Below are 21,386 nucleotides of genomic sequence, written 5' to 3'. Positions count from 1 at the left end.
ATTTATATCTAAGGAACTGTGGTGAATAATGAGAAAAAATATATTGAAGTTCCTTATCATCCTTCAGCCATTAAAATTGAAAAGGACTGTAAAGATATATTCTTAGGATTTCATTCTGAACTTATGGTCTGGATAGATCAGGAATTTGAAATAGCTTCAGAAGGAAAAGCTGTAAGATTCAATAAAAAATAATTGTTTCTCTCAAATGAAATCAGAAGAAAATAGAATTACCCCAAACAGAATAAAAGGTTTTATGTATATCATTTTTTTGATGAGTATAGGAACGTATTTTATCTTTTTTCATAGAAGCCTCAAAATCGAACGGAGAGAAAAATGTCCGTGCGGAGACCACTACACTTTATACCAATACCGCGACAGAGGAACAGTTTGGAGCAGGAACAGATTTGATCATACAGATTATAAAACCTATAAACTTGAAAATAGATTGGGTTTTACAGTGGATAAACAGGTTCATATTATCCCGGATAACCGGAATGACAGCGTTTATCCTGTTACGGATAAATCTGATTTCAGGATTTTTACCCGGCAATTTTCATGGGACTGTCAGAAAAAAGAAGTAAGAATATCAAAGAATCATAAACTATCCTTTAAATAATGGCAGATCACAACGATTTCGGAAAAAAAGCAGAAGATTTAGCCGCGGAGTATCTTTTGAAAAATGATTATAAAATCCTGGCCCGTAATTTCCGGTTTCAAAAAGCTGAAATTGATATTATTGCCGAAAAAGAAGATCTTATTGTCATTGTCGAAGTAAAAGCAAGATCTACCGATGCTTTTATGCTGCCCCAGGAAGCTGTTACCAAAGCTAAAATCAAATCTATTGTATCTGCAGCCAATCATTATCTGGAAGAATTCAATAAACACAATGAAGTAAGATTTGACATCATCTCCGTGCTTCCTGATGAAAATAAAAACTTAACGGTAGAACATATTGCCGATGCTTTTCAGGCATTGGATGCAAATTAGATATAACAATCTGTGAAGCGGGAATACAATTTTGGGTAAATTGTTACACTGTTTCATTGATGCATTAATAAAATTATGAAAACAATACTCATCACCGGAGCCACATCCGGAATAGGAAAATCCACCGCAGAACTCTTCGCAAAGCAGGGAAACAGGATCATTATCTGTGGAAGAAGAAAAGAAGTTCTTGAACAGGTGAAAAACGAGCTGGCTGCTTTTACCGAAGTATTTAGTTTAAGGTTTGATGTAAGAAATTCTGAAGAAGTTGAAGCCGCTGTAAACTCCCTTCCTGAAGAATGGAAAAACATTGATGTACTCGTCAATAATGCAGGAAACGCTCATGGTCTTGATCCTCTTTCTGCCGGAAAGACAGACGATTGGGATTCTATGATCGACGGAAATGTAAAAGGATTGCTGTATGTCTCCAAAATGATTATCCCTTCCATGAAAGAAAGAAATTCGGGTCATATTGTAAACATTAGTTCAGTAGCGGCAAGACAGACTTACATCAACGGAGTAGTCTATTGTGCCACGAAAAAAGCAGTCGATGTGATCTCCGAAGGAATGCGTCTGGAACTTACGGAATTTGGTATTAAAGTGACCAATATCCAACCGGGTGCTGTGGAAACCTACTTCTCTATGGTAAGGTTTAAAGGAGACCATGAAAAATCTGCCGCAGTATACGCAGGCTATGAAGCCCTGAAAGCGGAAGATATTGCCGATGCCATTGCTTACTGTGTAAATGCTCCCAAACATGTCAGCGTTTCAGACATGACCATTTATCCGAGTGCCCAGGCAGAACCGAGAACAATTTACAGAAAATAGTGTCAAAATAAAGGTTTAAATTTGCATAAAAATAATAAGACTCTCCGGCTTACCGGAGGATGGTCATATTGCTAAATTGGTACATTATCCTATGAAAATTCTATATCTTGAAACCTCCTCTAAAAACTGTTCCGTAGCTGTTTCAGACAACGCAAAACTGCTATGCCTGTGTGAAGAGGTTTCCGAAAACTATAAACAGTCCGAAAGCCTCCATACCTTTGTAGAATGGGCTTTGGAAGGAGCAGGTATTTCAATGAAAGAAATTGAAGCCGTTTCTTTAGGAAAAGGTCCCGGATCCTATACCGGATTAAGAATTGGGGCAGCCTCGGCAAAAGGATTCTGCTACGGGCTGAAAATTCCTTTGGTGGCAGTAAATTCCCTGGAAAGCATGATAGAGCCCTTTTTAGGCAATAACTATGACTTTATAGTGCCACTTATCGATGCGAGAAGAATGGAGGTTTATACAGCCGTTTATGACGGTGAGACGGGAATGGAAATATCAGAAACGGAAGCTAAAATCCTCGATGAACATTCTTTTGAAGAATTCAGAAACAAAAAAGTGATTTTTGTAGGAGACGGCGCTGAAAAAGCCAGGGGAATCCTGAATCTGCCGGACGCTGAATTCAGAGAAGACATCTACCCTTCTGCACAGTACCTGATTAAGAAAACCCTGGAAAAGCTCAATAACAAGGAGCTGGAAGACATAGCTTACTTTGAACCTTTTTATTTAAAAGATTTTCATGGAGTAAAGAAAAAGAAAAGCGAAGAATAAATCTTCGCTTTTTTTTATTTCTTAGGTTTTACCGGAGCGGTTTCTGCTGCCTGTATTTCCTGTAATTTGGCAGGAGTAAGACTTCTGTTTCTCGATGGCTTGGGTTGCGAATCGGTAGACTGTGGCATTCCGCTTTTCATGTTTCCTGCAGGATTCTGCGGCATATTTCCGTTGTTCTGGATCTGGTCAGGCTGTGCCGGCATTCCCATAGGCTGGGGAGGAACAGCATTTCCTTTATTATCAGTAGCCTGGAAACTCAGCTCACTTTTCAGGTAATTCAGCATTTCTTTGGCTCTGATGCCTTCAGGAGTTTTGGAGTAATTCAGCGCAATCTGCTCCAGCTGAAGAATCATAACTTCCTTGCCGCTCGTCTTTCCTGTATTGAAAGCATTCAGCAGATAGAATTTAGGAATCAGGGCATCTTTGGGAAATTTCTGAATCGTCTGATCAATCACATCCCTGCTTTCAGCAAATTTCTCCGACTCGTAAAGGGCGTAAGCTTTTTTATATTCACTTTCAACATCCTCGGAAGATTTCACGAATGAACTGTTTTTCGGATTTCTGGCAAATTCAGCATAGGAAGTATAAGGATAATCTTTCAGAAGAATCTGCTTGGCTCTTTCCGAAGCCTGCGGATTTTTCTCATAGTTCATCGCAAAAATCTCATACAGCGCCTGAAGCATTACTTTTTCTTCCGGTTTTACATCTACCAGATCATACAGGGTTTTTGTAGCCAGAGGGGTATTGGTAAAATAATTCTGATACATGATTCCCAGCCCCAGAGATGCAGTATCCCTGTCTTTTTTAAGCTGATCCAGCTTACCCTGGTCCGTAGGGATCTGTTCGATATAATAAGCCGGTTCAAAACGTCTCGGATTGGGGGCTGCCGCCACTCCGAGGGCTTCATTCTTCATGTCTTCAATAGAAGCCATTTTCTTAGAATAACGCCAGTTATCAGCAAGAGCACGGTCTCCCCAGATCTGCTTGAATGAAGAGGTTCCTTTGCTTACCGTTCCCGTATTGCTGAAGTAGAATCCCTTTGTAGTTACCCCAAAATCTTCAAAAGAATTGGAGTTATTGGCAAAAATAGAATTGGAACTGTAATCTCCCGTATCAAAACCTTTGCTTCTTTCAGCACGTCTTCTTTCCTGCTCTTCTTTTTCTTCCTTCGCTTTCAGTTTCGCAATGTATTTGCCGAAAAAGTCTGTTTTCTGGGCATCATTCATTTTGGCCAGAGAAAGAATACTGTCGTTCTTTTTGATCAGATAGTAATTTCTGGAGATCTTTTTGATATAGGCAGACTGGTCTTTCAGAAGAACTTTAGACGGTTCATAGGTCATCGCAACCAAAGCGGAGTCATAATAAATTCCTGCTCCGATATAATCGTTCTTTTCAAGGTAGCTCTTTCCTATTTCGTAATAGGTAAGGCCACGTACCTGAGGATCAGATACCTTCTCATGTAATGATTTTTTGAAAAACTGCTGGGCTTCGTCTTTTTTACCTGCCTTATTGGCCATTAGCCCTAAAGCATAGTAAAATTCATTTTTTCTTGAGCCGTAAGTTCCTTTCTTACTGATGCCTTCCAGGTAATTTTTAGCTCCGTTATAATCTCCTTTTCCGTTAAAGGTTTTAGCAATTGCGATCTGCGACTTTACTTCAAATTCAAAGTCATTGGCATATTTGTAGGCAGAAGTATAGCTTTCCCTTGCCTTTTCATTCTGTCCCAGGTTTTCAAGAACCTGCCCTCTAAGGTAGGCAATCCTGCTTTTCAGTTTCCGGTTGGAATTCAGTTCGTAAGCAATATCCAGCTCTTTGGCCGCTTCCTCTTTTTTACCTGCATCCAGCAGCGATTCAGAATAGTAAATGCTCAGAAGCTTTGCATAGCTCTTACTGATGTCCTCCCCTTTCAGCTTGGCAAAAGTTTCATGGGCCTTATGGTAATCTTTGATCTTATCATAAGCAACCCCCTGATAAATTCTTGCCAGAGGAAGCCTTTTATCTTCTTTCATGTGCGTGAAAACATAATTCAGGGCATCCAGCGCTTCCAGAGGTTTGTTCCGGTAGATCCTGGACTGTACAAGAATCATGTAGGCATCAAAAATCTGCTTATTCTTCTCCTCACCGTTTCTGATAACGGAATATTTATTGATCGCTTTCAGTGCCTTAGCTTCTGCGATTTCCAATGTGGTAGCTCCCTTCTGGGAATTGTCATCACTTCCCGGCATCCCAGGATTTCCCGGCATTCCGGGAGGCATTCCTGAAGGAGGTGCTCCCCTGCTGTCCATAGGCGGAGGTGTACTTACCTGTGCCATTTTCATCGAGTTCTCTGCAAAAGCTACACTCTGGCCCAGATCACTTCCCAAAGGCTGATCTTCATAGGTAAGAATAGGAATATAAGGGGCATAGAAATTGTCCTTATGTCCTTTGTCTCTGCTCGTAAACTCGCTGTTCAATGCATCTTTTGCATTAAAAAGAGTATTGTAGTATGTGGAAAATCCTTTCAGGAGTTTTGAACGCTGCTCCGGCTTTTTTACTTTGGTAGCACACGAAGCAATGAGGCACATCACAAAAAGGAGTAAAATATTCTTTTTCATTATTCAATTATAACTCGCTAATGCGTTTTTTATTATCAGCAGTTTGATGATTTTGTAAAAATAATAAAATTTTATAATGAATAATATTTATATTTCTTTCAAAATTTTGTAAACCAAATGGGTAGGAAGTCCCATGATGGTATAAAAGCTTCCCGTAATCTTTTTGATCGCGGCCATACCCAGCCATTCCTGGATACCGTAGCTGCCTGCTTTATCGAATGGTCTGTACTTTTGAATATAATATTCTATTTCATCATCGGTCAGCTCCTCCAGTTCCACATCCGCCACATCGGTTTCCGTAATGGTTTTATCTGCTTTTTTAAGGGTGATTCCCGTAAATACCTGGTGCGTTTTTCCGGAAAGGCTCCTGAGCATCTGCCGTGCATCTTCCTCATTCTTAGGTTTTCCGAGAATCTGTCCGTTGATAGCCACTATTGTATCCGCAGTCAGCAGAACTTCATCTTCCTCCAGATTTTGGTAAGAGTCTGCCTTTAATACCGATAAATAGGCAGCAGCTTCCTCTACACCAATGGTTTCGGGAAGAATTTCTTCGCAGTCTGTTTTTACAACCTCAAAATCAAAGCCTAAACCGGAAAGAAGCTCTTTCCTTCTCGGAGACTGGGATGCTAAAAGTATTTTCATAAGCCGTTTTTATACAGATTGGGTGTTGTCATCATGCCAGTTGCCCTGAACTTTCATCACCTGTTCAATCACATCACGTACGGCCCCGCTCCCTCCTTTCTTCGGAGAAATATAATCGGAAATTCCTTTCACTTCAGGAACCGCATTTTCCGGGCACGCAGCAATAGCAGAACTTTCCATGATATGAAGATCAGGAAGATCATCTCCCATAGTCAGGATTTCTTCATTCTTCAGGTTATGTTTCTTTTTAAAGTCTTCAAAATCAGTTATCTTATTATGGGATTTCGGATAATAATCTTCAATTCCCAGATAATTGATTCTGTGTTTCACCATCTCATCATTTCCTCCGGTAATGACACCTATTAAATAGTTGTTTTTTAAGGCTTTAACTACGGCGTATCCGTCTAGGACATTCATTACTCTGCACATATTTCCTCCCGGAAGCAGGTATACGCTTCCATCCGTAAAAACTCCGTCTACATCGAATACAAAGGCTTTAATATCTTTTAATTTCTCTTTATAACTCATACATTTTCTGAATAGAATGATTCATTGTTTTATAAATTTCAAGACTTTCGTCTTTTAACAGCTTTTCGTGCAGGTCCAGAACCCTCAGGTCATTTCTTACTGCTGGCCCGGTCTGCGCTTTTTTAGGTTCAATTTCATGGATTTTCTGAACCGTTTCATCAATAAGCGGCAGAAAATACCCGAAAGGAATTTCCTGGGAATCCGATATTTCTTTGGCTCTTGAGAACAGATGATTCACGAAATTACAGGCAAAAACTGCGGTGAGATGAATGTATTTTCTCTTCTCATGGCTGCTTTCCATTACATTTTCAGAGATCCGTGATGCCAGTTCGAACAGCACTTTTTTATCCTCATCATTTTCTGCTTCAATGAAAAAAGGAATCTTCCCGTATTCCAGCTCTTTTGATTTTGAAAAAGTCTGTAAGGGGTAAAAGCTTGATTTTCTGTACTCCCCCGCCAGTATTTCTTTGGGAAGCGAGCCTGAAGTATGGGCAACAAGACAGTCTTTTTTCGTAATGATCCTAGAAACATTTTCCACAGAATTATCACTTACGCAGATCAGATACAGACCGGCATCTGCCAGATGTTCCGTAGAATAGGGAATATTGAATTCTTCAGAAATTTTCTTCAGATCCTCTCCGTTTCTTCCAAAGATCTGAACCGGAGGAATTCCTTTTAACGTAAAAGCTTTGGCCATATGGTAGGCCACATTTCCTGAACCTATGATTACTGTTTGCATCTAACAAAGATAAGATTTTAGGCTGAGTCCGGAAAAACTGCAGCAGGAAGAAGAACTGAAATTTCTGATATGCCGGGCATTCCCTCTGAATAAAGGTTTCAGGATAATTTAATCATAATATCTTTAATATTTGGACTGAAAATTGAATAAGTAATTTAACTTTCGGTTATTTTTGTAATCCAAAACAGTGAAAGCATCTTATGAAGATCAAGGACGCGGAAATTATTTCGTTGATGCAAAATCCACGGACCCAGGATAAAGGTGTCCGTGCCTTGATGGATGCTTATCAGAGCAGGTTGTACTGGCACATCAGAAGAATTATTGTGGATGGTGATCTTGCTCAGGATACGTTGCAGGAGACCTTTATTAAGGCCTATCAGAATTTTCACCAGTTCAAAAATGACAGCCAGCTGTATACCTGGCTATACAGGATTGCTACCAACGAAGCATTACAGCAGGTCAACAAGATGAAGAAGATGCAGAAAACTGATGAAGATGCAGAGTATCATATGCAGAATCTGGTTGCCGATAATACGGAAGGTGATGCCGAAGAAATACAGATCCTGCTTCAGAATGCTATACAAAGCCTGCCCGAAAAGCAGAAACTGGTATTTATGATGCGGTATTATGATGATCTTCCTTACGAGGAAATATCTAAAATTGTAGATATGTCCGTAGGAACCCTCAAAACAAATTATCATTATGCCAAACAAAAGATAGAAGAGTATATTAAAGAAAATTACGAGAGATAATTTTTGAACAGCAAAGATGAAAGAGTTCGACATAGAAAAACTAGAACGCAAAAACATTTACAGAGTTCCGGATCAGTTATTTGAAAATATCCAGGAACGGGTAATGAGCGAAGTGAAAACAGAGATAAAAACACCTGTTTTCAAACTGAACTGGATGTATGCCGCAGCAGCTTCCATTGCTTTGATATTCGGGGTTACTTATGTTTTCAATTCTGATAATGATCCTTCATTCCAGCCAAAAGCAACCTATGCATCAGATAAGCAGGAACCGAAAACGGAAGGTGAACTGGCCTATGAAACCCTGAAATCAGATTTAACTTCCATTGAAAACAGTAATCAAACAGTTGTTAATCAGACAGGTAATGATGATGTTTCTAATAAAGCCAATGGAAATGTAAAGGAAACCGCACAGCCGGTAAAAGCCGCATCAAAGAAAGAAGAAGCTCAAATGAATGAGTATCTGGATTCGTTCTCCAATTCTGAAATAGCAGAACTGGCAAGCAATTCAACCCAGGACGTTTATTTGGATCTATATAATTAAGTAAGAAAGATGAAAAAGATATTATTTGCACTTTTTATTATGTACGGTTTTGGTCTGAATGCCCAGAGTGCAGATTATGACTGGAAAAAAATGGACCCTAAACAAAGAAAGGAAGTCATTAATAATCTTTCTCCCGAAGAAAGAAAATCACTCCTTACCAAGTTCAGGAACAATATGGTCATGGATAATCTGAATATTGATGCGGATGATAAGGCTGAATTTACACAGCTCTACAATGAATATCTGGAAAACCAGAAACAGATCAAAAGCCAGTTCGATCCCAACTTCAATCCGGAAACTTTATCGGATGATGAAGCAAAAGCCAAGCTTCAGCAGAGTTTTGAAGTAGGGCAGAAGCTGCTGGATAACCGAAAGAAATATGCAGATAAAATGCAGCAGGTGATTCCTTGCCAGAAAGTACTGAAACTCTTTCAGTCCGAAGGAATGATGCGGGATAAAATGAATGAAAGAAAGCCTCACAACCACGGGAATGTGAAGCCTAAGCAAAACCCATAATAGTTTATTTTTTTAATGTTGGACGGCTCTTACAATTTATTTTGTGAGAGCCGTTTAATTTTAATGATCACTTTATTTTCAGAGAAAAACCAAATAATTTAATACAATGAATATAAGAGAGATAAAATCTCTCGCTTTTTTTTATCTTTGCAAATTACAAAGTTCTTAAATGAAAAACATACGAAATTTTTGCATAATTGCTCATATTGACCACGGTAAAAGTACTTTGGCTGACCGTCTTCTGGAGTATACGAACACCGTTACCCAAAGAGAACTGCAGTCTCAGACACTGGATGATATGGATCTGGAAAAAGAACGCGGGATCACCATTAAGTCCCACGCGATCCAGATGGATTATGAATATAAAGGAGAAAAATATATCTTAAACCTGATCGATACCCCGGGACACGTAGATTTCTCGTACGAAGTTTCCCGTTCTATTGCTGCCTGTGAAGGTGCGCTTCTTATTGTAGACGCAGCTCAGAGTATCCAGGCACAGACGATCAGCAACCTGTATCTGGCATTGGAAAATGATCTTACGATTATTCCTATTCTTAATAAGATCGACCTGCCTTCTGCCAACCCTGAGGAAGTAACAGATGAAATCATGAACCTTATCGGTTGTGATTACGAAGATGTTTTAAGAGTGTCAGGAAAAACAGGAGAAGGAGTTCATCACCTTCTGGAGCAGATTGTAGAAAGAATTCCGGCACCGGTAGGAGATCCCGATGCACCTCTTCAGGCCCTTATTTTTGACTCGGTTTACAACCCGTTCAGAGGAATTGAAGCTTACTTCAAAATCGTAAACGGTAAGATCAGAAAAGGAGAGAAGGTAAAATTCATGGCAACAGGAAAAACCTATGAAGCGGATGAAGTAGGAACATTGAAACTGAAGCAGGCCCCTAAAAAAGAAATCTTAACAGGAGACGTAGGCTATATTATTTCCGGAATTAAAGATGCCCGTGAAGTAAAAGTAGGAGATACCATTACTTCTTTTGAAAACTCTGCAGATGCCCCGATTGAAGGATTTGAAGAAGTAAAGCCAATGGTATTTGCCGGTATCTATCCAATTGATTCTGAAGATTTTGAAGAATTGAGATTCTCTCTTGAAAAACTGAGACTGAATGATGCTTCCCTGGTTTTCGAGCCGGAAAGTTCAGCAGCTCTTGGTTTCGGTTTCCGTTGCGGATTCCTGGGAATGCTTCATATGGAGATCGTTCAGGAGCGTCTGGACAGAGAATTTAACATGAACGTAATTACTACGGTACCGAACGTTTCTTACTTCGGGTATTCCAAAAAGGAACCTGAAGTGCCTATCCTGATCAACAACCCTTCGGAAATGATGGATCCGTCAATCATGGACAGGGTAGAAGAACCGTTCATCAAAGCTTCGATCATTACTAAATCTGATTTTGTAGGATCAGTAATGACGCTTTGTATCGAGAAAAGAGGTGAAATCGTCAATCAGAGTTACCTGACCTCGGAAAGGGTAGAGCTGATCTTTAATATGCCTCTCGCAGAAGTTGTTTTCGACTTCTATGACAGACTAAAATCGATTTCAAAAGGATATGCTTCTTTCGATTATCACCCGATCGGGTTCAGAGCTTCCAAGCTTGTAAAAATGGATATTCTGATCAATGGAGATATGGTGGATGCCCTTTCTTCACTGATCCACGACAGTAATGCTTACACCATCGGTAAAAAGATGTGCGAAAAACTTCGTGAACTGATCCCGAGACAGCAGTTTGACATTGCCGTGCAGGCAGCACTGGGAACTAAGGTTATTGCCAGAGAAACCATCAAGGCCTTAAGAAAAGACGTTACCGCAAAATGTTACGGAGGGGATATTTCCAGAAAGCGTAAACTTCTCGAAAAGCAGAAAGAAGGTAAAAAGAAAATGAAGCAGATCGGAAGGGTAGAAGTACCACAGTCTGCATTCATGGCAGTTTTGAAGCTTAACGACTAATCATAAAAAAAGACCGGTAAAATGAGACCGGTCTTTTTATTTTCAGAAATTTCTCTGTTTGTCAGTCAGATTAGACTGAATCACCAGGGCTCCGAGTCCGAGGATAATTTCGGCAATGCCCAGGGTTCTTACAAGATTGATCCCGCATACGATACATTCCGGTTCAGGGAAAGGTCTTTTCCCTACAACGATGATTAATACTCCGCCTATGATAATAATCACTACGATTAAGGCTGTTAATAAAGTTTTCATGATGGTATAAATTATTTTCTGGTTGTCCTTTTTTATCTATACCAAAGTTGGTTATAACATTTTATAAATCAGCAGGTAAAATCACTGTTTCGGAGGAGGTGTTTTTCCTGAATTTTATTTTTTACGGGTAAATTTAATCTCCATTGTTTTCATTTCTTTTCCAGTTTTCCAGTCAGGGCCATACATTTCCAGAGTATGACTGTTATCATCATTGAAAGTATATACTTCTCTTATATCGCAGTCTTTTTCAGGCCGGCTCGGATCTGTCATTTTTCCTTTAAGTTCAATAGATTTTTTAGCCGGATTCCAGTCTCCTTCCGCATGCATCATCCCGGTCCCCATATTGTCGATCCAGGTACTTACAAATTTCTTTCTGGCATTATCATAACCCATTATGCTCATTCCTTCAAAAGGCATTCCCATAAAATCACCTTTGTAGGTACTGTACTGGTAGCGTCCGTCAAAGATCATTTTGTTCATGCATTCCGATTGACTGATCATAGGTTGGGCACCTTCTTCCATCCACGTAGTGGTTGTACCGGTCCAGTTACCGTCAGATTTTGCAAGCATCTTATGAAGTTCTCCCGGAGTGGCAAATTCCATCCATGCTTTATTGGCAGCTGCGGAATCTACGGGCTTCCATGCTGTTGCAGCAGAATCTTTTTTATCAGGTCCTGAAGGATCTGCTGTTTTGCTTTTTTCACAGGCTGTGAATAAAAATACAACCGGTAATACGAATAGTAAATTTTTCATAATCAATTAATTTTAAGTGGTTTATATTGATAACATAAAGGTAGCCCTTTTTATAATGCACTAAATTGTTTTTTACATGTTATTATTAAATCGTATCTTTGTGTAATCTTAACGCAAATTATCAATGGAGTCTCCAAAAAAATTACAGGATATAAAAGTAGCCGTGGATGCAGTTATTTTCGGGTATTTCGATAAAAAAGACCTTCAGATTCTTTTAATAAAAAGAAATATTGAACCCTTTAAAGGTGGGTGGGCGCTTCCGGGAGGCCTTGTTCTGGATGATGAAGATGTAGATGATGCAGTAAGAAGGGAACTCTATGAAGAGGCAGGCATAAAACCCGATTTTCTGGAACAGCTCTATACTTTTGGTAAGGTAGGACGCGATCCGCGGAACAGAGTGGTTTCTGTGGCTTATCTGGGCCTTGTAAACCCCTCTTATCATGAACTGTTTGCCGATTCAGATGCGGAAGATGCCCAATGGTTCAGTGTAAATAAACTTCCTTCTCTGGCATTTGACCACAAAACCATTATAGATACCGCGCTGCAAAGGCTGCGTACCAAGATCCGCTATCAGCCGATAGGCTTCAACCTGCTCAATGAGGAATTCCCGTTTTCAGATCTTGAAAATCTCTATAAAACCATTATCGGACAGGAAATAGACCGCCGTAATTTCCGCAAAAAAATCATGAGCTACGGACTTCTCAACGAAACCGATAACGTTAAAAAAGAAGGCAGCGGCAGACCCGGTAAACTCTTCACCTTCAATCAGGAGAAATATGAAGAACTCGAAAAAGAAGGTTTCTATTTTGAAATCAAATAAATTCATCATTTTACTTTACGCCCAGTTTAACCCAAATCTGAGGACTTTAGCCTGAAATAAACAAGTGTATTTTTAATCCAGGCTATGATATTCAGCTAATTGTAATACAGCATTTTTTGCTGTTTTTTGCAAGATTCATTCAAATTTTATTGCCACCTGTATAAACTATCTATCGTTTTTCAGATCAATAGACTGACTTACTCAACTGAGGTGGGCTTTAACCCGCCTGCCTGAGATCAGCCAACTTATTACAATTATAATTAAAACTTCTTACAGTAATTTTTTAAAATTTCAATATAAAATTTATACATTGGTAATCAGTTGGTTATGTTTATTAGTGTAAAATAAACACAAATATATTTGGTGTATAAAATAATTATCCTTTAAATTTGTGTAAAAATAACACAATCATGAATTACACTTTACAGCATACTATTGAAAAATTCCAGAGAAAAGAAGAGATGAAGTTCTTATTTTTCTGGGGACATACAGTAAAAGAGGAGGTTACCAAATCATGTTTCAGTCAGTGGTTTCCTGCATCATTTGAAGAAGACGGGAGAAAATACCTTACGGCAGAACATTATATGATGGCTGGAAAGGCAAGACTGTTCGATGATGAGAAAATACTGCAAAAGATACTGCAGTCAGAAACTCCGAATGAAGTAAAGTCTCTGGGCAGAAAAGTGAAAAACTTTGATCCTGAACTTTGGAACGAACATAAATATGAAATTGTGAAAAAGGGAAACCTGCTTAAATTTTCACAGAATCCGAAATTAAAAGGTTTTCTGCTGTCAACGGAAGATAAAATTCTTATAGAAGCCAGCCCGTATGACAACATCTGGGGAATCGGAATGCTGGAATCAGACCCGAGAACGCAGGATCCGTCTTTATGGAACGGAGAAAATCTTTTAGGCTTCGCTTTAATGGAAGTAAGAGATGAACTGAGAAGGTAAAAACACAATCACCAGACACAGAATATTGATTATGAAAAAGACAGAATTACACCCACAGATCTTTCTGATTGAAAATTTCCTCAGTGAGGCAGAATGTGACGAATGTATAGATACTTCCGAAGAAAAAGTTTTTGAAGAAGCCAAAATCACCATGTTCGGAAAGCAGCTGATGAGTAAAGGGGTAAGAAATAATGACAGGCTCATGATCTTTGACCGTGATCTGGCTGAAAGGCTTTTTAAAAGAGCATATGATTTTCTTCCGGGGTTCCATGAAAATTATAAAATCCATGATTTTAATGAAATGTTCAGGGTTTATAAATATACTCCGGGACAACGGTTTAAGATGCATCATGACGGAAGCTATATCCGTAATGAAAATGAAAAAAGTTTTTATACATTCATGATCTATCTGAATGATGATTTTGAAGGAGGGGAAACCGAATTTGAGCGCTTATTTACGGTAGCACCGAAGAAAGGATCGGCACTGGTTTTCTATCATCCGTTAAGGCATGAAGGCAAAACCCTGATCAGCGGAACAAAATACGTACTGAGAACCGACGTAATGTATACCAATATTTAATGAATCCTGTTCAGGGCAGGTAAAATTATGTCGCTTCTAATTAGCGTTAAAATAACACAAATAGTTTAAAGACAGACAACATGGAAGACGAATTGAAATCAAGGTTCATTGAATCGCTAAAGAGGAACAATGACCAGATCAGAAAAGACCGTGCATACACGATCGGAGAAGATTCAGAATTAATATACAGAAGGACGGTGGAAGATATTGAACTCAGAATAAAAAGGCTGGAACGTGAGCAGGAAGGCCTTATAGACATCAGCCCTCTGGACAGGAACAGCTTAACTTTTGCGGACTTCAGTCCCGAAGAATTTGTTCAGAAAGACATGGAATTATCATTAATCATCAGAAACTTAAATATTCAGCTGGAAGTAACCAGAAAGAGATTTGAGTATTTATTCGGAAAAACAATTTAATTATGGGAGGTACAAAATACGATCTGGATGCCCGATTTAAGAAAGCCCGGGCCGCAGGATACGGATCAAAATCAGCCGGTGAAATTTTCACTCAGAATGCCAAAAGAATGGCACACGAATCTATGAATCCAAAAGGAATTTCTTTCAGAGAATCCAGGGATTCTGAAGCTAACCCGAATTCTGTTCCTATTATTTTAGGGCTGGATGTAACAGGAAGTATGGGACACATTCCCCACGAACTCATCAAAGAAGGTCTTCCTAAACTGATGGGAGGGATCATGCAGGGCGGAGTTCCCGATCCCGCACTCCTGTTTTTGGGAATCGGGGATCATGAATGTGACAGTTACCCTCTTCAGGTAGGGCAGTTTGAATCAGGAGATGATGAACTGGATATGTGGCTTACACGCACCTATATTGAATCCGGAGGTGGAGGAAACGCAGGAGAAAGTTACCTTCTGGCGTGGTATTTTGCCGCTTTCCATACCAGAACAGATGCCTTTGAGAAAAGAAACCAGAAAGGATTGCTGTTTACAATAGGAGATGAGCCTTGCCTTAAAGTACTTTCTGCTTCAGCTATAAGAGAAATTATGGGAACCGGCCAGCAGACTTATACCCATACAGAACTGTTGACGGAAGCCCGGAAAAGGTATGACGTATATCACATCAGTGTTCTGCACTCAGGCCAGGCATTAGCCGCGGATAAAGGCTGGAAAGAGCTGCTGGGTAAGAACTGTTTATCTATAACTGATCATACAGAAATTCCGGATCTTATCAAAAGGGTTGTATGTGAAAAATTTAAAAACACGGCTTCCGGAACCGGGATTGCAGGAGGATTGGACAATATTCATATGTTTTAAGCAATGAAAAAGGCACAAATAGTAATAGGTCTGGGTTTTGGTGACGAAGGAAAGGGAATCACCACAGATTTTCTGGCAAGCCGGAACCCGGATTCTGTTGTCATAAGATTTTCAGGAGGGCAGCAGGCCGCACATACCGTAATGATCGGCAATGAAAAGCATGTGCATTCCAGTTTCGCCAGCGGAGCGTTAAGAGGATTGCCGTCTTATTTTTCTGAACATTGTACCATTCACCCGGAATTTATGCTGAATGAAAGAGAAGAGCTGAAAATGAAAAATGGAAATACCGGACTTCATATACATCCTCTGGCAAAAGTCACAACCCCTTTTGATGTGTGGCAGAACAGGAGCAACGCAAGGAATCTGGAACACGGAACCTGCGGAAAAGGAATCGGCGCGACGATGAAAAGACATGAAAGCCCTTATAAACTGTTTGCTGCCGATCTTATTGCACCACGTGAAATGCTGATCGAAAAACTGAAAGGAATTGCTTATTTCTACGGGTTTGTGGATCAGGACCAGATCCGGGAAGAACTGGATATTTTTCTGAATGCAGTAGATCAGATCGAATGGAAAATCAGGGATTACAGCTACCTGGAATCTTTTGAAAACCTTATTTTTGAAGGGAGCCAGGGAATTCTGCTGGATATGGATCATGGGATATTTCCCAATGTAACCTATGCCCATACCACTTCAAAAAATGCCTTTGAAATCTGCAGGAGACTGAAAATTGAAGATATAGAAATGTATTATGTGACCAGGAATTATTCCACACGTCACGGAAACGGATGGATGAGCAATGAAAAACATTTGGATTTAAAGAACAATGAAGAGGAAACCTGTATTTTCAATGAATATCAGAAAGAACTGCGTTATGGTGATCTGGATGCTGACCTACTGAACTATGCATTGTTGCTGGATGGAGCCTATATTGCCGGAGCCCGCAGGAATCTGGTGATTACCTGCCTGGATCAGACAGAAGAAATATTTAAACACGAAAACCTGAAAACAGAATTTGAAACAGTATACGGATCATATTCTCCGTATTCAAAAGATTTTAAACAACTTAAATAAAAACACAGATAATGATGAAAAAAATATATGTATTTGGAAACGGAAACCTGTCCTGGGAGAAATTCCATGAATTATATGTGATCCCGTTAAAAAATATCGACCTTGCTGACTGTGAGTTTATTATCGGTGATTTTTCAGGAGCTGATACCTTAATGATGGAATACCTGAAGGATAAAACCGAAAAAGTAACCATTCTTCATATCGGGATAAAACCAAGATATAAGATCAACACTTTTAAAACCAAAGCTGCCGGCTGGACCTTTTCCGGAGGATTCCGGTCAGACGCTGAACGGGATGATTATGGTGTATCACAGTGTACCCATTTTCTCGGGGTAGATTTTAATTCAGACGCAAAGAGAAAAAGCGGTACCTTGAAAAATATTGAAAAATGCCTGAATTCAGGTAAAATAAAAATAGAATAACCATGAAAATACACTATATACAAGGTGACGCCACAGCTCCGGAATCTGAAGGAAACAAAATAATTGCCCACATCTGCAACGACATCGGAGGCTGGGGAAAAGGTTTTGTAACAGCCATTTCAAAAAAATGGAAAGCCCCTGAGAACGAATACAGGCAATGGTTTAAAAACGGAGAAAATTTTTATCTTGGAGAAATCCAGCTGATAAAGGTTGAAGATGAAATCTGGATAGGCAATATGATCGCTCAGCACAACATCATAACCGCTTCCGGCGGAATACCGCCGATACAATACGATGCCGTGGAAAAATGCCTGGAAAAGCTGGCCGTACAGGCCGTACAGATCAATGCCACCATCCACATGCCGAAAATAGGATGCGGACTGGCAGGAGGGAAATGGGAAAAAATAGAACCCATTATTGAAAAAACACTGGTAAAAAACAATCTCGAAATATACGTTTACGACTTCGGATAAAAATAAAAACAATGAAAACAACAATACTTTACAGACCTGTCGGAGAAAAAGAAATGATTCTGATCATGGAGAGCGGCTATAAAAAATTCCCTCCCAGACTGGAATGGCAGCCTATATTTTATCCCGTACTGGATGAAGACTATGCCTCCGAAATTGCTGAAAAGTGGAATACCAGAGATGAAGCAGGAAACTATCTCGGCTTTGTAACGCGTTTTGAAGTGCTGAAAGAAACCGCAGATCAGTATCCCGCTCAAAATGTAGGAGCCGGAAACCATAATGAGCTATGGGTTCCGTCCGAACAGCTGGAAACCTTCAATGAAGCCATTGTAGGAGAGATTAAAGTGCTCAGGGTGTTTATGGGAAAAGACTTTAAAAAACCTGCCGGCGCTGAGGTGGAGAATTTATTATTAAACATAAAAAAACTAACGATGACCAATAAAGGAATGGCAAAAGATACTTTGGAGATCCTTGCCAGGAAATACTATATCAACGAAAACAACGAAAAAATAAATATAGAAAACGAGCTGGAAATCTGCAGGCGTGAAACAATTCTGTATTCGTCAGAAAAGCTTGCGGAACTGGCAGAAGCCAGGCTGCCGGAAGTGGCTTTTGAAACTAAGTTTGAGACATGGAACTGCAGCTCACTGAAAGCTATTTTACAATTAGCAGAAGAAGAAAATCCGGAGAAGCTGATGTGCCTTAATTTTGCTTCAGCAAAAAATCCCGGTGGTGGGTTTATCAACGGAGCAGAAGCACAGGAAGAAAGTCTGGCAAGAACTTCAGGATTATATGAAAGTCTGCTTCAGGCTCCATATTATTACGAGGCCCACCGGGCAATGGAATCCTGCTTCTATACGGATATGATGATTTACAGCCCGAAAGTTCCTGTTTTCAGAAAAGACAAAGGAGAACTGCTCACAAAACCTGTTGTTTGTAATTTCATTACTTCTCCCGCAGTAAATGCAGGCGTTGTCCGGAAACAGGAGCCGGAAAGACAGAATGAAATAGCAGATGCGATGGATGTGAGAATAGATAAAATGCTTTCACTGGCCTTTCATAGAGAAAATGAAGTACTGATCTTAGGGGCCTGGGGATGCGGAGTCTTTAAAAATGACCCCAAAGAAATTGCAGGATTGTTTAAAAACCACCTTCAGGGAAAATATAAAAATAAATTTAAAAGAGTGGTCTTTGCAGTGATGACCAAGAAAAAAGAAGAAATGCTGAAACCTTTTGAAGAAATATCATGAAACTGACAAGAGAAGAAGTAACCATAGAAGTATTGGAGATGCTTTTAAAGCTCAGATATATTTTAAAACATGACGGTGCGGAACTATATGTGAAAAACCCCTCAAAGATGCTGCCATCTATGCAGATAAGGTATAAAAGAGTAATGGCTTATTTTTCAAGCATCAACATAGAGATCAGGGATCTCAGTTATTTTTATACACTGGATTTTATAGAACAGTACAGAGATTATCAGTTTGCAGAAGAAATCTTAGATTATATAAAAGCTGTAATCGGAAGACAATATTCCGAAGACAGCACAAAAAGACTTGATCTCAGAGACATTCTTCAGCGGATCCTCTCTTTCAGAAGAGGTTATATTGAACTTCTTGAAAGTTTTTTCGGAGGAATGTGGATCATGGGAGGACCCTCTGTGGAAATGAGGGTTTCAGACAGGATTATTATAGACAGTATTCAGGATATCGATACTGTGGTGGAAAGGTTGAATAATGCAGCATCCCTTTTACTCTTTCCCCAAAAAGAAGAATTTGATATCAGCTTGCTGAAGGAAAAGTATAATTTCCCGGATGAAGATTACAAAGCTATGGAGGAACAGGAGGAAATAGATTTTTATGATGAATTTTAAACTGAAAAAATATAAAGAACAGGTACAGAACTGGCCCCGGAAAGGACATCACATCATGGCACAGTATGATGATGAAAAAATCATCGTCTATCAGTCTTATCGCAAAGAAATAAGCGAATTTGCCGTAAGGAACCAATACTTCGGAGGCGCTTTCAGCCTGGAGCGGATGACCTGGATAAAACCCAATTTCCTCTGGATGATGTACCGCAACGGCTGGGGAACCAAAGAGGGGCAGGAATACGTTCTGGCTATTCATCTGAAGAGAGAAGCCTTCAAAAGGTATCTTGAAAATGCGGTATATTCTTCCTATGATGAAAAACCGGGAGTTTCCAGGGAAGAATGGCAGGAGCAGGTAAAAGAATCTTCCGTAAGGCTGCAGTGGGATCCGGATCATGATCCTTTCGGACAGAAGGAGGAAAGAAGAGCCATACAGATTGGTCTTAGGAATGAATTTACCCGTTCCTTCGCCCGGGAAGATATTCTTTTCATTGAAAATATTTCAGATTTTGTGAAAGAGCAGCATGCATTTGTCATAAACGGAGATCTGGGCAGCCTGATAATTCCTGAAGAGAAACCACTGCTGTTTGAAGACGAGCATTTAAATAAAAAACTAAGATTAAAACCATGAAAACAGACAGGCTGTTCTTCGCTTCAGAATCCCTGACAGGTGTTTCCATAGGAGATGCCTTCGGAGAAAGCTTTTTTGGTGAAGAAAGCCTGATGAAAAGCCATATTCATCAAAGGACCCGTCCCGAAACAGCTATGGATTTTACCGATGATACCATTATGACGGTGGCTGTTTTTAAATCTTTAGAAAAATTCGGGGAGATCAGTCAGGATTTTCTGGCAGAAGAATTTACCCGGAACTATTATCAGGACATCAACAGAGGATACGGGCCTTCCATGCATCAGTATTTCAGAGCTGTAAAAGACGGAGAATACTGGAAAGAAGTTTCTCAGGCAAAATTTGAAGGGCAGGGCTCTATGGGAAATGGAGGAGCGATGAGAGCATCCGTGATCGGAGCTTATTTTTATGATGATACGGACCGTCTTAAACGGAATGCGGAACTTTCCTGTGAAGTGACCCATGCCCATAAAGAAGCGATAGAAGGGACGAAAGCTGTTGCTCTGGCCGCTTCCTTTGCCGTACGGGAAAAGCTGGGCTTGAGAAAATACGGACACCAGGAATTCATTCAGCATATTCAGAATGAGCTTGAAGATTCAGATATGAAAAGCAAGCTGAACAAAGTTCTCTATTTAGACGGAAATCCGGGCATTGACATGTTGGTGCACACCTTAGGAAACGGAGTGAAAATGACTGCCCAGGATACCGTTCCGCTTGTGATCTGGATGTTGTCAAGATACCGCAACAGTTTGGAAGAATGCCTCTGGAATACAGTCGCTGCATTGGGAGACAGAGATACCACCTGTGCTATGGCCGGAGGAATAAGTATCCTTTGCTGTGACGAAAATACCGTTCCCGGCTGGAAGAATGAAACAGAAAACTGGAAAAAAAGCAAGTTTTATGAATATTGAACTGATAAAAGGAGATATTACAAAGATCCATGCAGATGTTATCGTTAATGCAGCCAATTCTTCATTGCTTGGCGGGGGAGGGGTAGATGGAGCTATTCATCGCGCTGGCGGAAAGCAGATTTTAGAAGACTGCATTGAGATCAGAAACAGACAGGGAAAATGTAAAACGGGGGACGCAGTTGTTACTTCGGCGGGAAATCTGCCTGCTGATTATGTGATCCATACAGTAGGTCCGGTGTGGAACGGAGACATGGAAAAATGCTCAGAACTTCTGGCTGACTGTTACAGAAATGCTTTAAAGCTGGCAGAAAGCCTCAGTGTAAAAAGTATTGCCTTTCCCAATATCAGTACAGGAATTTATCGGTTTCCCAAAGAAATGGCGGGAAAGATAGCAGTAGATGAAGTCAGAAAATTTAAAACGGAAGTGATAGAAAAAGTTATTTTTGTCTGCTTTGATGATGAAAATAAAGAAATTTACAGCAGACTTTTAAAATAGCTTTTGCATATTCAACAAAAAT

Annotated in this window: 28 protein-coding genes; 22 read left to right on the top strand and 6 right to left on the bottom strand. The window is 39.9% G+C overall.

Going from position 1 to position 21,386, the window contains the following annotated elements; translation table 11 throughout:
* Positions 1 to 21 precede the first annotated feature (21 nt).
* From AC106S_RS14665 to tsaB, 5 genes are all read left to right on the top strand, one after another.
* Positions 22 to 192 (top strand): hypothetical protein, encoded by a 171-nt coding sequence (locus tag AC106S_RS14665; RefSeq protein ID WP_482440133.1) that lies wholly within the window; start codon positions 22 to 24, stop codon positions 190 to 192.
* Between the two features lie 61 nt (positions 193 to 253).
* Positions 254 to 616: a hypothetical protein gene (locus AC106S_RS14660; RefSeq protein WP_482440132.1), complete on the top strand. Its 363-nt coding sequence runs from the start codon at positions 254 to 256 to the stop codon at positions 614 to 616.
* Positions 616 to 987: a YraN family protein gene (locus tag AC106S_RS14655; RefSeq protein ID WP_482440130.1), complete on the top strand. Its 372-nt coding sequence runs from the start codon at positions 616 to 618 to the stop codon at positions 985 to 987. The genes AC106S_RS14660 and AC106S_RS14655 overlap by 1 nt, the downstream gene beginning before the upstream one ends.
* A gap of 75 nt (positions 988 to 1,062) precedes the next feature.
* Positions 1,063 to 1,812, top strand: a complete 750-nt coding sequence (locus AC106S_RS14650; RefSeq protein WP_482440128.1) for an SDR family NAD(P)-dependent oxidoreductase — start codon at positions 1,063 to 1,065, stop codon at positions 1,810 to 1,812.
* 91 nt (positions 1,813 to 1,903) lie between these two features.
* A complete protein-coding gene (gene tsaB / locus AC106S_RS14645) occupies positions 1,904 to 2,584 on the top strand; it encodes a tRNA (adenosine(37)-N6)-threonylcarbamoyltransferase complex dimerization subunit type 1 TsaB (protein ID WP_482440127.1) in 681 nt (226 codons plus the stop codon).
* A gap of 14 nt (positions 2,585 to 2,598) precedes the next feature.
* Here the strand turns inward: tsaB and porW are convergent, their stop codons facing one another.
* The 4 genes from porW to AC106S_RS14625 all read right to left on the bottom strand — a co-directional run bounded on the left by porW (position 2,599) and on the right by AC106S_RS14625 (position 7,087).
* Complete coding sequence (porW, locus tag AC106S_RS14640) at positions 2,599 to 5,178, bottom strand: type IX secretion system periplasmic lipoprotein PorW/SprE (protein ID WP_482440124.1); 2,580 nt, start codon at positions 5,176 to 5,178, stop codon at positions 2,599 to 2,601.
* A gap of 87 nt (positions 5,179 to 5,265) precedes the next feature.
* Positions 5,266 to 5,820, bottom strand: a complete 555-nt coding sequence (locus tag AC106S_RS14635) for a Maf family nucleotide pyrophosphatase (protein ID WP_482440122.1) — start codon at positions 5,818 to 5,820, stop codon at positions 5,266 to 5,268.
* A 9-nt stretch (positions 5,821 to 5,829) separates the two neighbouring features.
* The gene (locus AC106S_RS14630; protein ID WP_482440120.1) at positions 5,830 to 6,348 is read right to left on the bottom strand and encodes a KdsC family phosphatase; all 519 of its coding nucleotides are present in this window, start codon (positions 6,346 to 6,348) and stop codon (positions 5,830 to 5,832) included.
* Positions 6,338 to 7,087, bottom strand: a complete 750-nt coding sequence (locus AC106S_RS14625) for a Rossmann-like and DUF2520 domain-containing protein (RefSeq protein WP_482440118.1) — start codon at positions 7,085 to 7,087, stop codon at positions 6,338 to 6,340. The genes AC106S_RS14630 and AC106S_RS14625 overlap by 11 nt, the downstream gene beginning before the upstream one ends.
* Positions 7,088 to 7,287: 200 nt before the next feature.
* Between AC106S_RS14625 and AC106S_RS14620 the strand changes: the two genes are divergently transcribed.
* From AC106S_RS14620 to lepA, 4 genes are all read left to right on the top strand, one after another.
* Positions 7,288 to 7,839 carry an RNA polymerase sigma factor gene (locus tag AC106S_RS14620; RefSeq protein ID WP_062700492.1) on the top strand — a complete coding sequence of 184 codons (552 nt, stop codon included), beginning with the start codon at positions 7,288 to 7,290 and terminating at the stop codon, positions 7,837 to 7,839.
* A 16-nt stretch (positions 7,840 to 7,855) separates the two neighbouring features.
* Complete coding sequence (locus AC106S_RS14615; RefSeq protein ID WP_482440115.1) at positions 7,856 to 8,380, top strand: hypothetical protein; 525 nt, start codon at positions 7,856 to 7,858, stop codon at positions 8,378 to 8,380.
* A 9-nt stretch (positions 8,381 to 8,389) separates the two neighbouring features.
* Positions 8,390 to 8,896 carry a hypothetical protein gene (locus AC106S_RS14610; protein ID WP_482440113.1) on the top strand — a complete coding sequence of 169 codons (507 nt, stop codon included), beginning with the start codon at positions 8,390 to 8,392 and terminating at the stop codon, positions 8,894 to 8,896.
* 169 nt (positions 8,897 to 9,065) lie between these two features.
* A complete protein-coding gene (gene lepA, locus AC106S_RS14605) occupies positions 9,066 to 10,862 on the top strand; it encodes a translation elongation factor 4 (RefSeq protein WP_482440111.1) in 1,797 nt (598 codons plus the stop codon).
* A gap of 42 nt (positions 10,863 to 10,904) precedes the next feature.
* Here the strand turns inward: lepA and AC106S_RS14600 are convergent, their stop codons facing one another.
* Both AC106S_RS14600 and AC106S_RS14595 read right to left on the bottom strand, forming a co-directional pair.
* The gene (locus AC106S_RS14600) at positions 10,905 to 11,114 is read right to left on the bottom strand and encodes a hypothetical protein (RefSeq protein ID WP_482440109.1); all 210 of its coding nucleotides are present in this window, start codon (positions 11,112 to 11,114) and stop codon (positions 10,905 to 10,907) included.
* Positions 11,115 to 11,228: 114 nt separating this feature from the next.
* On the bottom strand, positions 11,229 to 11,867 hold the full coding sequence (locus tag AC106S_RS14595) for a DUF1579 domain-containing protein (protein ID WP_482440107.1): 639 nt from the start codon (positions 11,865 to 11,867) through the stop codon (positions 11,229 to 11,231).
* A 124-nt stretch (positions 11,868 to 11,991) separates the two neighbouring features.
* Between AC106S_RS14595 and AC106S_RS14590 the strand changes: the two genes are divergently transcribed.
* The 13 genes from AC106S_RS14590 to AC106S_RS14530 all read left to right on the top strand — a co-directional run bounded on the left by AC106S_RS14590 (position 11,992) and on the right by AC106S_RS14530 (position 21,364).
* Complete coding sequence (locus tag AC106S_RS14590; protein ID WP_482440105.1) at positions 11,992 to 12,687, top strand: NUDIX hydrolase; 696 nt, start codon at positions 11,992 to 11,994, stop codon at positions 12,685 to 12,687.
* 410 nt (positions 12,688 to 13,097) lie between these two features.
* A complete protein-coding gene (locus AC106S_RS14585; protein WP_482440103.1) occupies positions 13,098 to 13,640 on the top strand; it encodes an NADAR family protein in 543 nt (180 codons plus the stop codon).
* Between the two features lie 31 nt (positions 13,641 to 13,671).
* A complete protein-coding gene (locus AC106S_RS14580; RefSeq protein ID WP_482440102.1) occupies positions 13,672 to 14,220 on the top strand; it encodes a prolyl hydroxylase family protein in 549 nt (182 codons plus the stop codon).
* 80 nt (positions 14,221 to 14,300) lie between these two features.
* Positions 14,301 to 14,636 (top strand): hypothetical protein, encoded by a 336-nt coding sequence (locus AC106S_RS14575; RefSeq protein ID WP_482440101.1) that lies wholly within the window; start codon positions 14,301 to 14,303, stop codon positions 14,634 to 14,636.
* A gap of 2 nt (positions 14,637 to 14,638) precedes the next feature.
* Positions 14,639 to 15,493 carry a hypothetical protein gene (locus AC106S_RS14570; protein ID WP_482440099.1) on the top strand — a complete coding sequence of 285 codons (855 nt, stop codon included), beginning with the start codon at positions 14,639 to 14,641 and terminating at the stop codon, positions 15,491 to 15,493.
* A gap of 3 nt (positions 15,494 to 15,496) precedes the next feature.
* On the top strand, positions 15,497 to 16,567 hold the full coding sequence (locus tag AC106S_RS14565; protein WP_482440098.1) for an adenylosuccinate synthetase: 1,071 nt from the start codon (positions 15,497 to 15,499) through the stop codon (positions 16,565 to 16,567).
* A gap of 11 nt (positions 16,568 to 16,578) precedes the next feature.
* Positions 16,579 to 16,989, top strand: a complete 411-nt coding sequence (locus tag AC106S_RS14560; protein WP_482440097.1) for a hypothetical protein — start codon at positions 16,579 to 16,581, stop codon at positions 16,987 to 16,989.
* Positions 16,990 to 16,991: 2 nt separating this feature from the next.
* A complete protein-coding gene (locus tag AC106S_RS14555; protein ID WP_482440096.1) occupies positions 16,992 to 17,462 on the top strand; it encodes a macro domain-containing protein in 471 nt (156 codons plus the stop codon).
* A gap of 11 nt (positions 17,463 to 17,473) precedes the next feature.
* Positions 17,474 to 18,709, top strand: coding sequence for a TIGR02452 family protein (locus tag AC106S_RS14550; protein WP_482440095.1), 1,236 nt, complete (start codon positions 17,474 to 17,476; stop codon positions 18,707 to 18,709).
* On the top strand, positions 18,706 to 19,332 hold the full coding sequence (locus AC106S_RS14545; protein WP_482440093.1) for a hypothetical protein: 627 nt from the start codon (positions 18,706 to 18,708) through the stop codon (positions 19,330 to 19,332). Before AC106S_RS14550 ends, AC106S_RS14545 begins: the two co-directional genes overlap by 4 nt.
* Complete coding sequence (locus tag AC106S_RS14540; RefSeq protein ID WP_482440092.1) at positions 19,319 to 19,960, top strand: DUF4291 domain-containing protein; 642 nt, start codon at positions 19,319 to 19,321, stop codon at positions 19,958 to 19,960. Before AC106S_RS14545 ends, AC106S_RS14540 begins: the two co-directional genes overlap by 14 nt.
* A complete protein-coding gene (locus tag AC106S_RS14535) occupies positions 19,957 to 20,868 on the top strand; it encodes an ADP-ribosylglycohydrolase family protein (RefSeq protein ID WP_482440090.1) in 912 nt (303 codons plus the stop codon). Before AC106S_RS14540 ends, AC106S_RS14535 begins: the two co-directional genes overlap by 4 nt.
* Positions 20,858 to 21,364 (top strand): O-acetyl-ADP-ribose deacetylase, encoded by a 507-nt coding sequence (locus AC106S_RS14530; RefSeq protein WP_482440089.1) that lies wholly within the window; start codon positions 20,858 to 20,860, stop codon positions 21,362 to 21,364. Before AC106S_RS14535 ends, AC106S_RS14530 begins: the two co-directional genes overlap by 11 nt.
* Positions 21,365 to 21,386: the final 22 nt, after the last annotated feature.

The sequence above is a fragment of the Chryseobacterium sp. FR054 genome (assembly GCF_056844565.1).
Note: the sequence above shows the minus strand (reverse complement) of the source record. Positions and strands in the feature narration are given on the sequence as shown.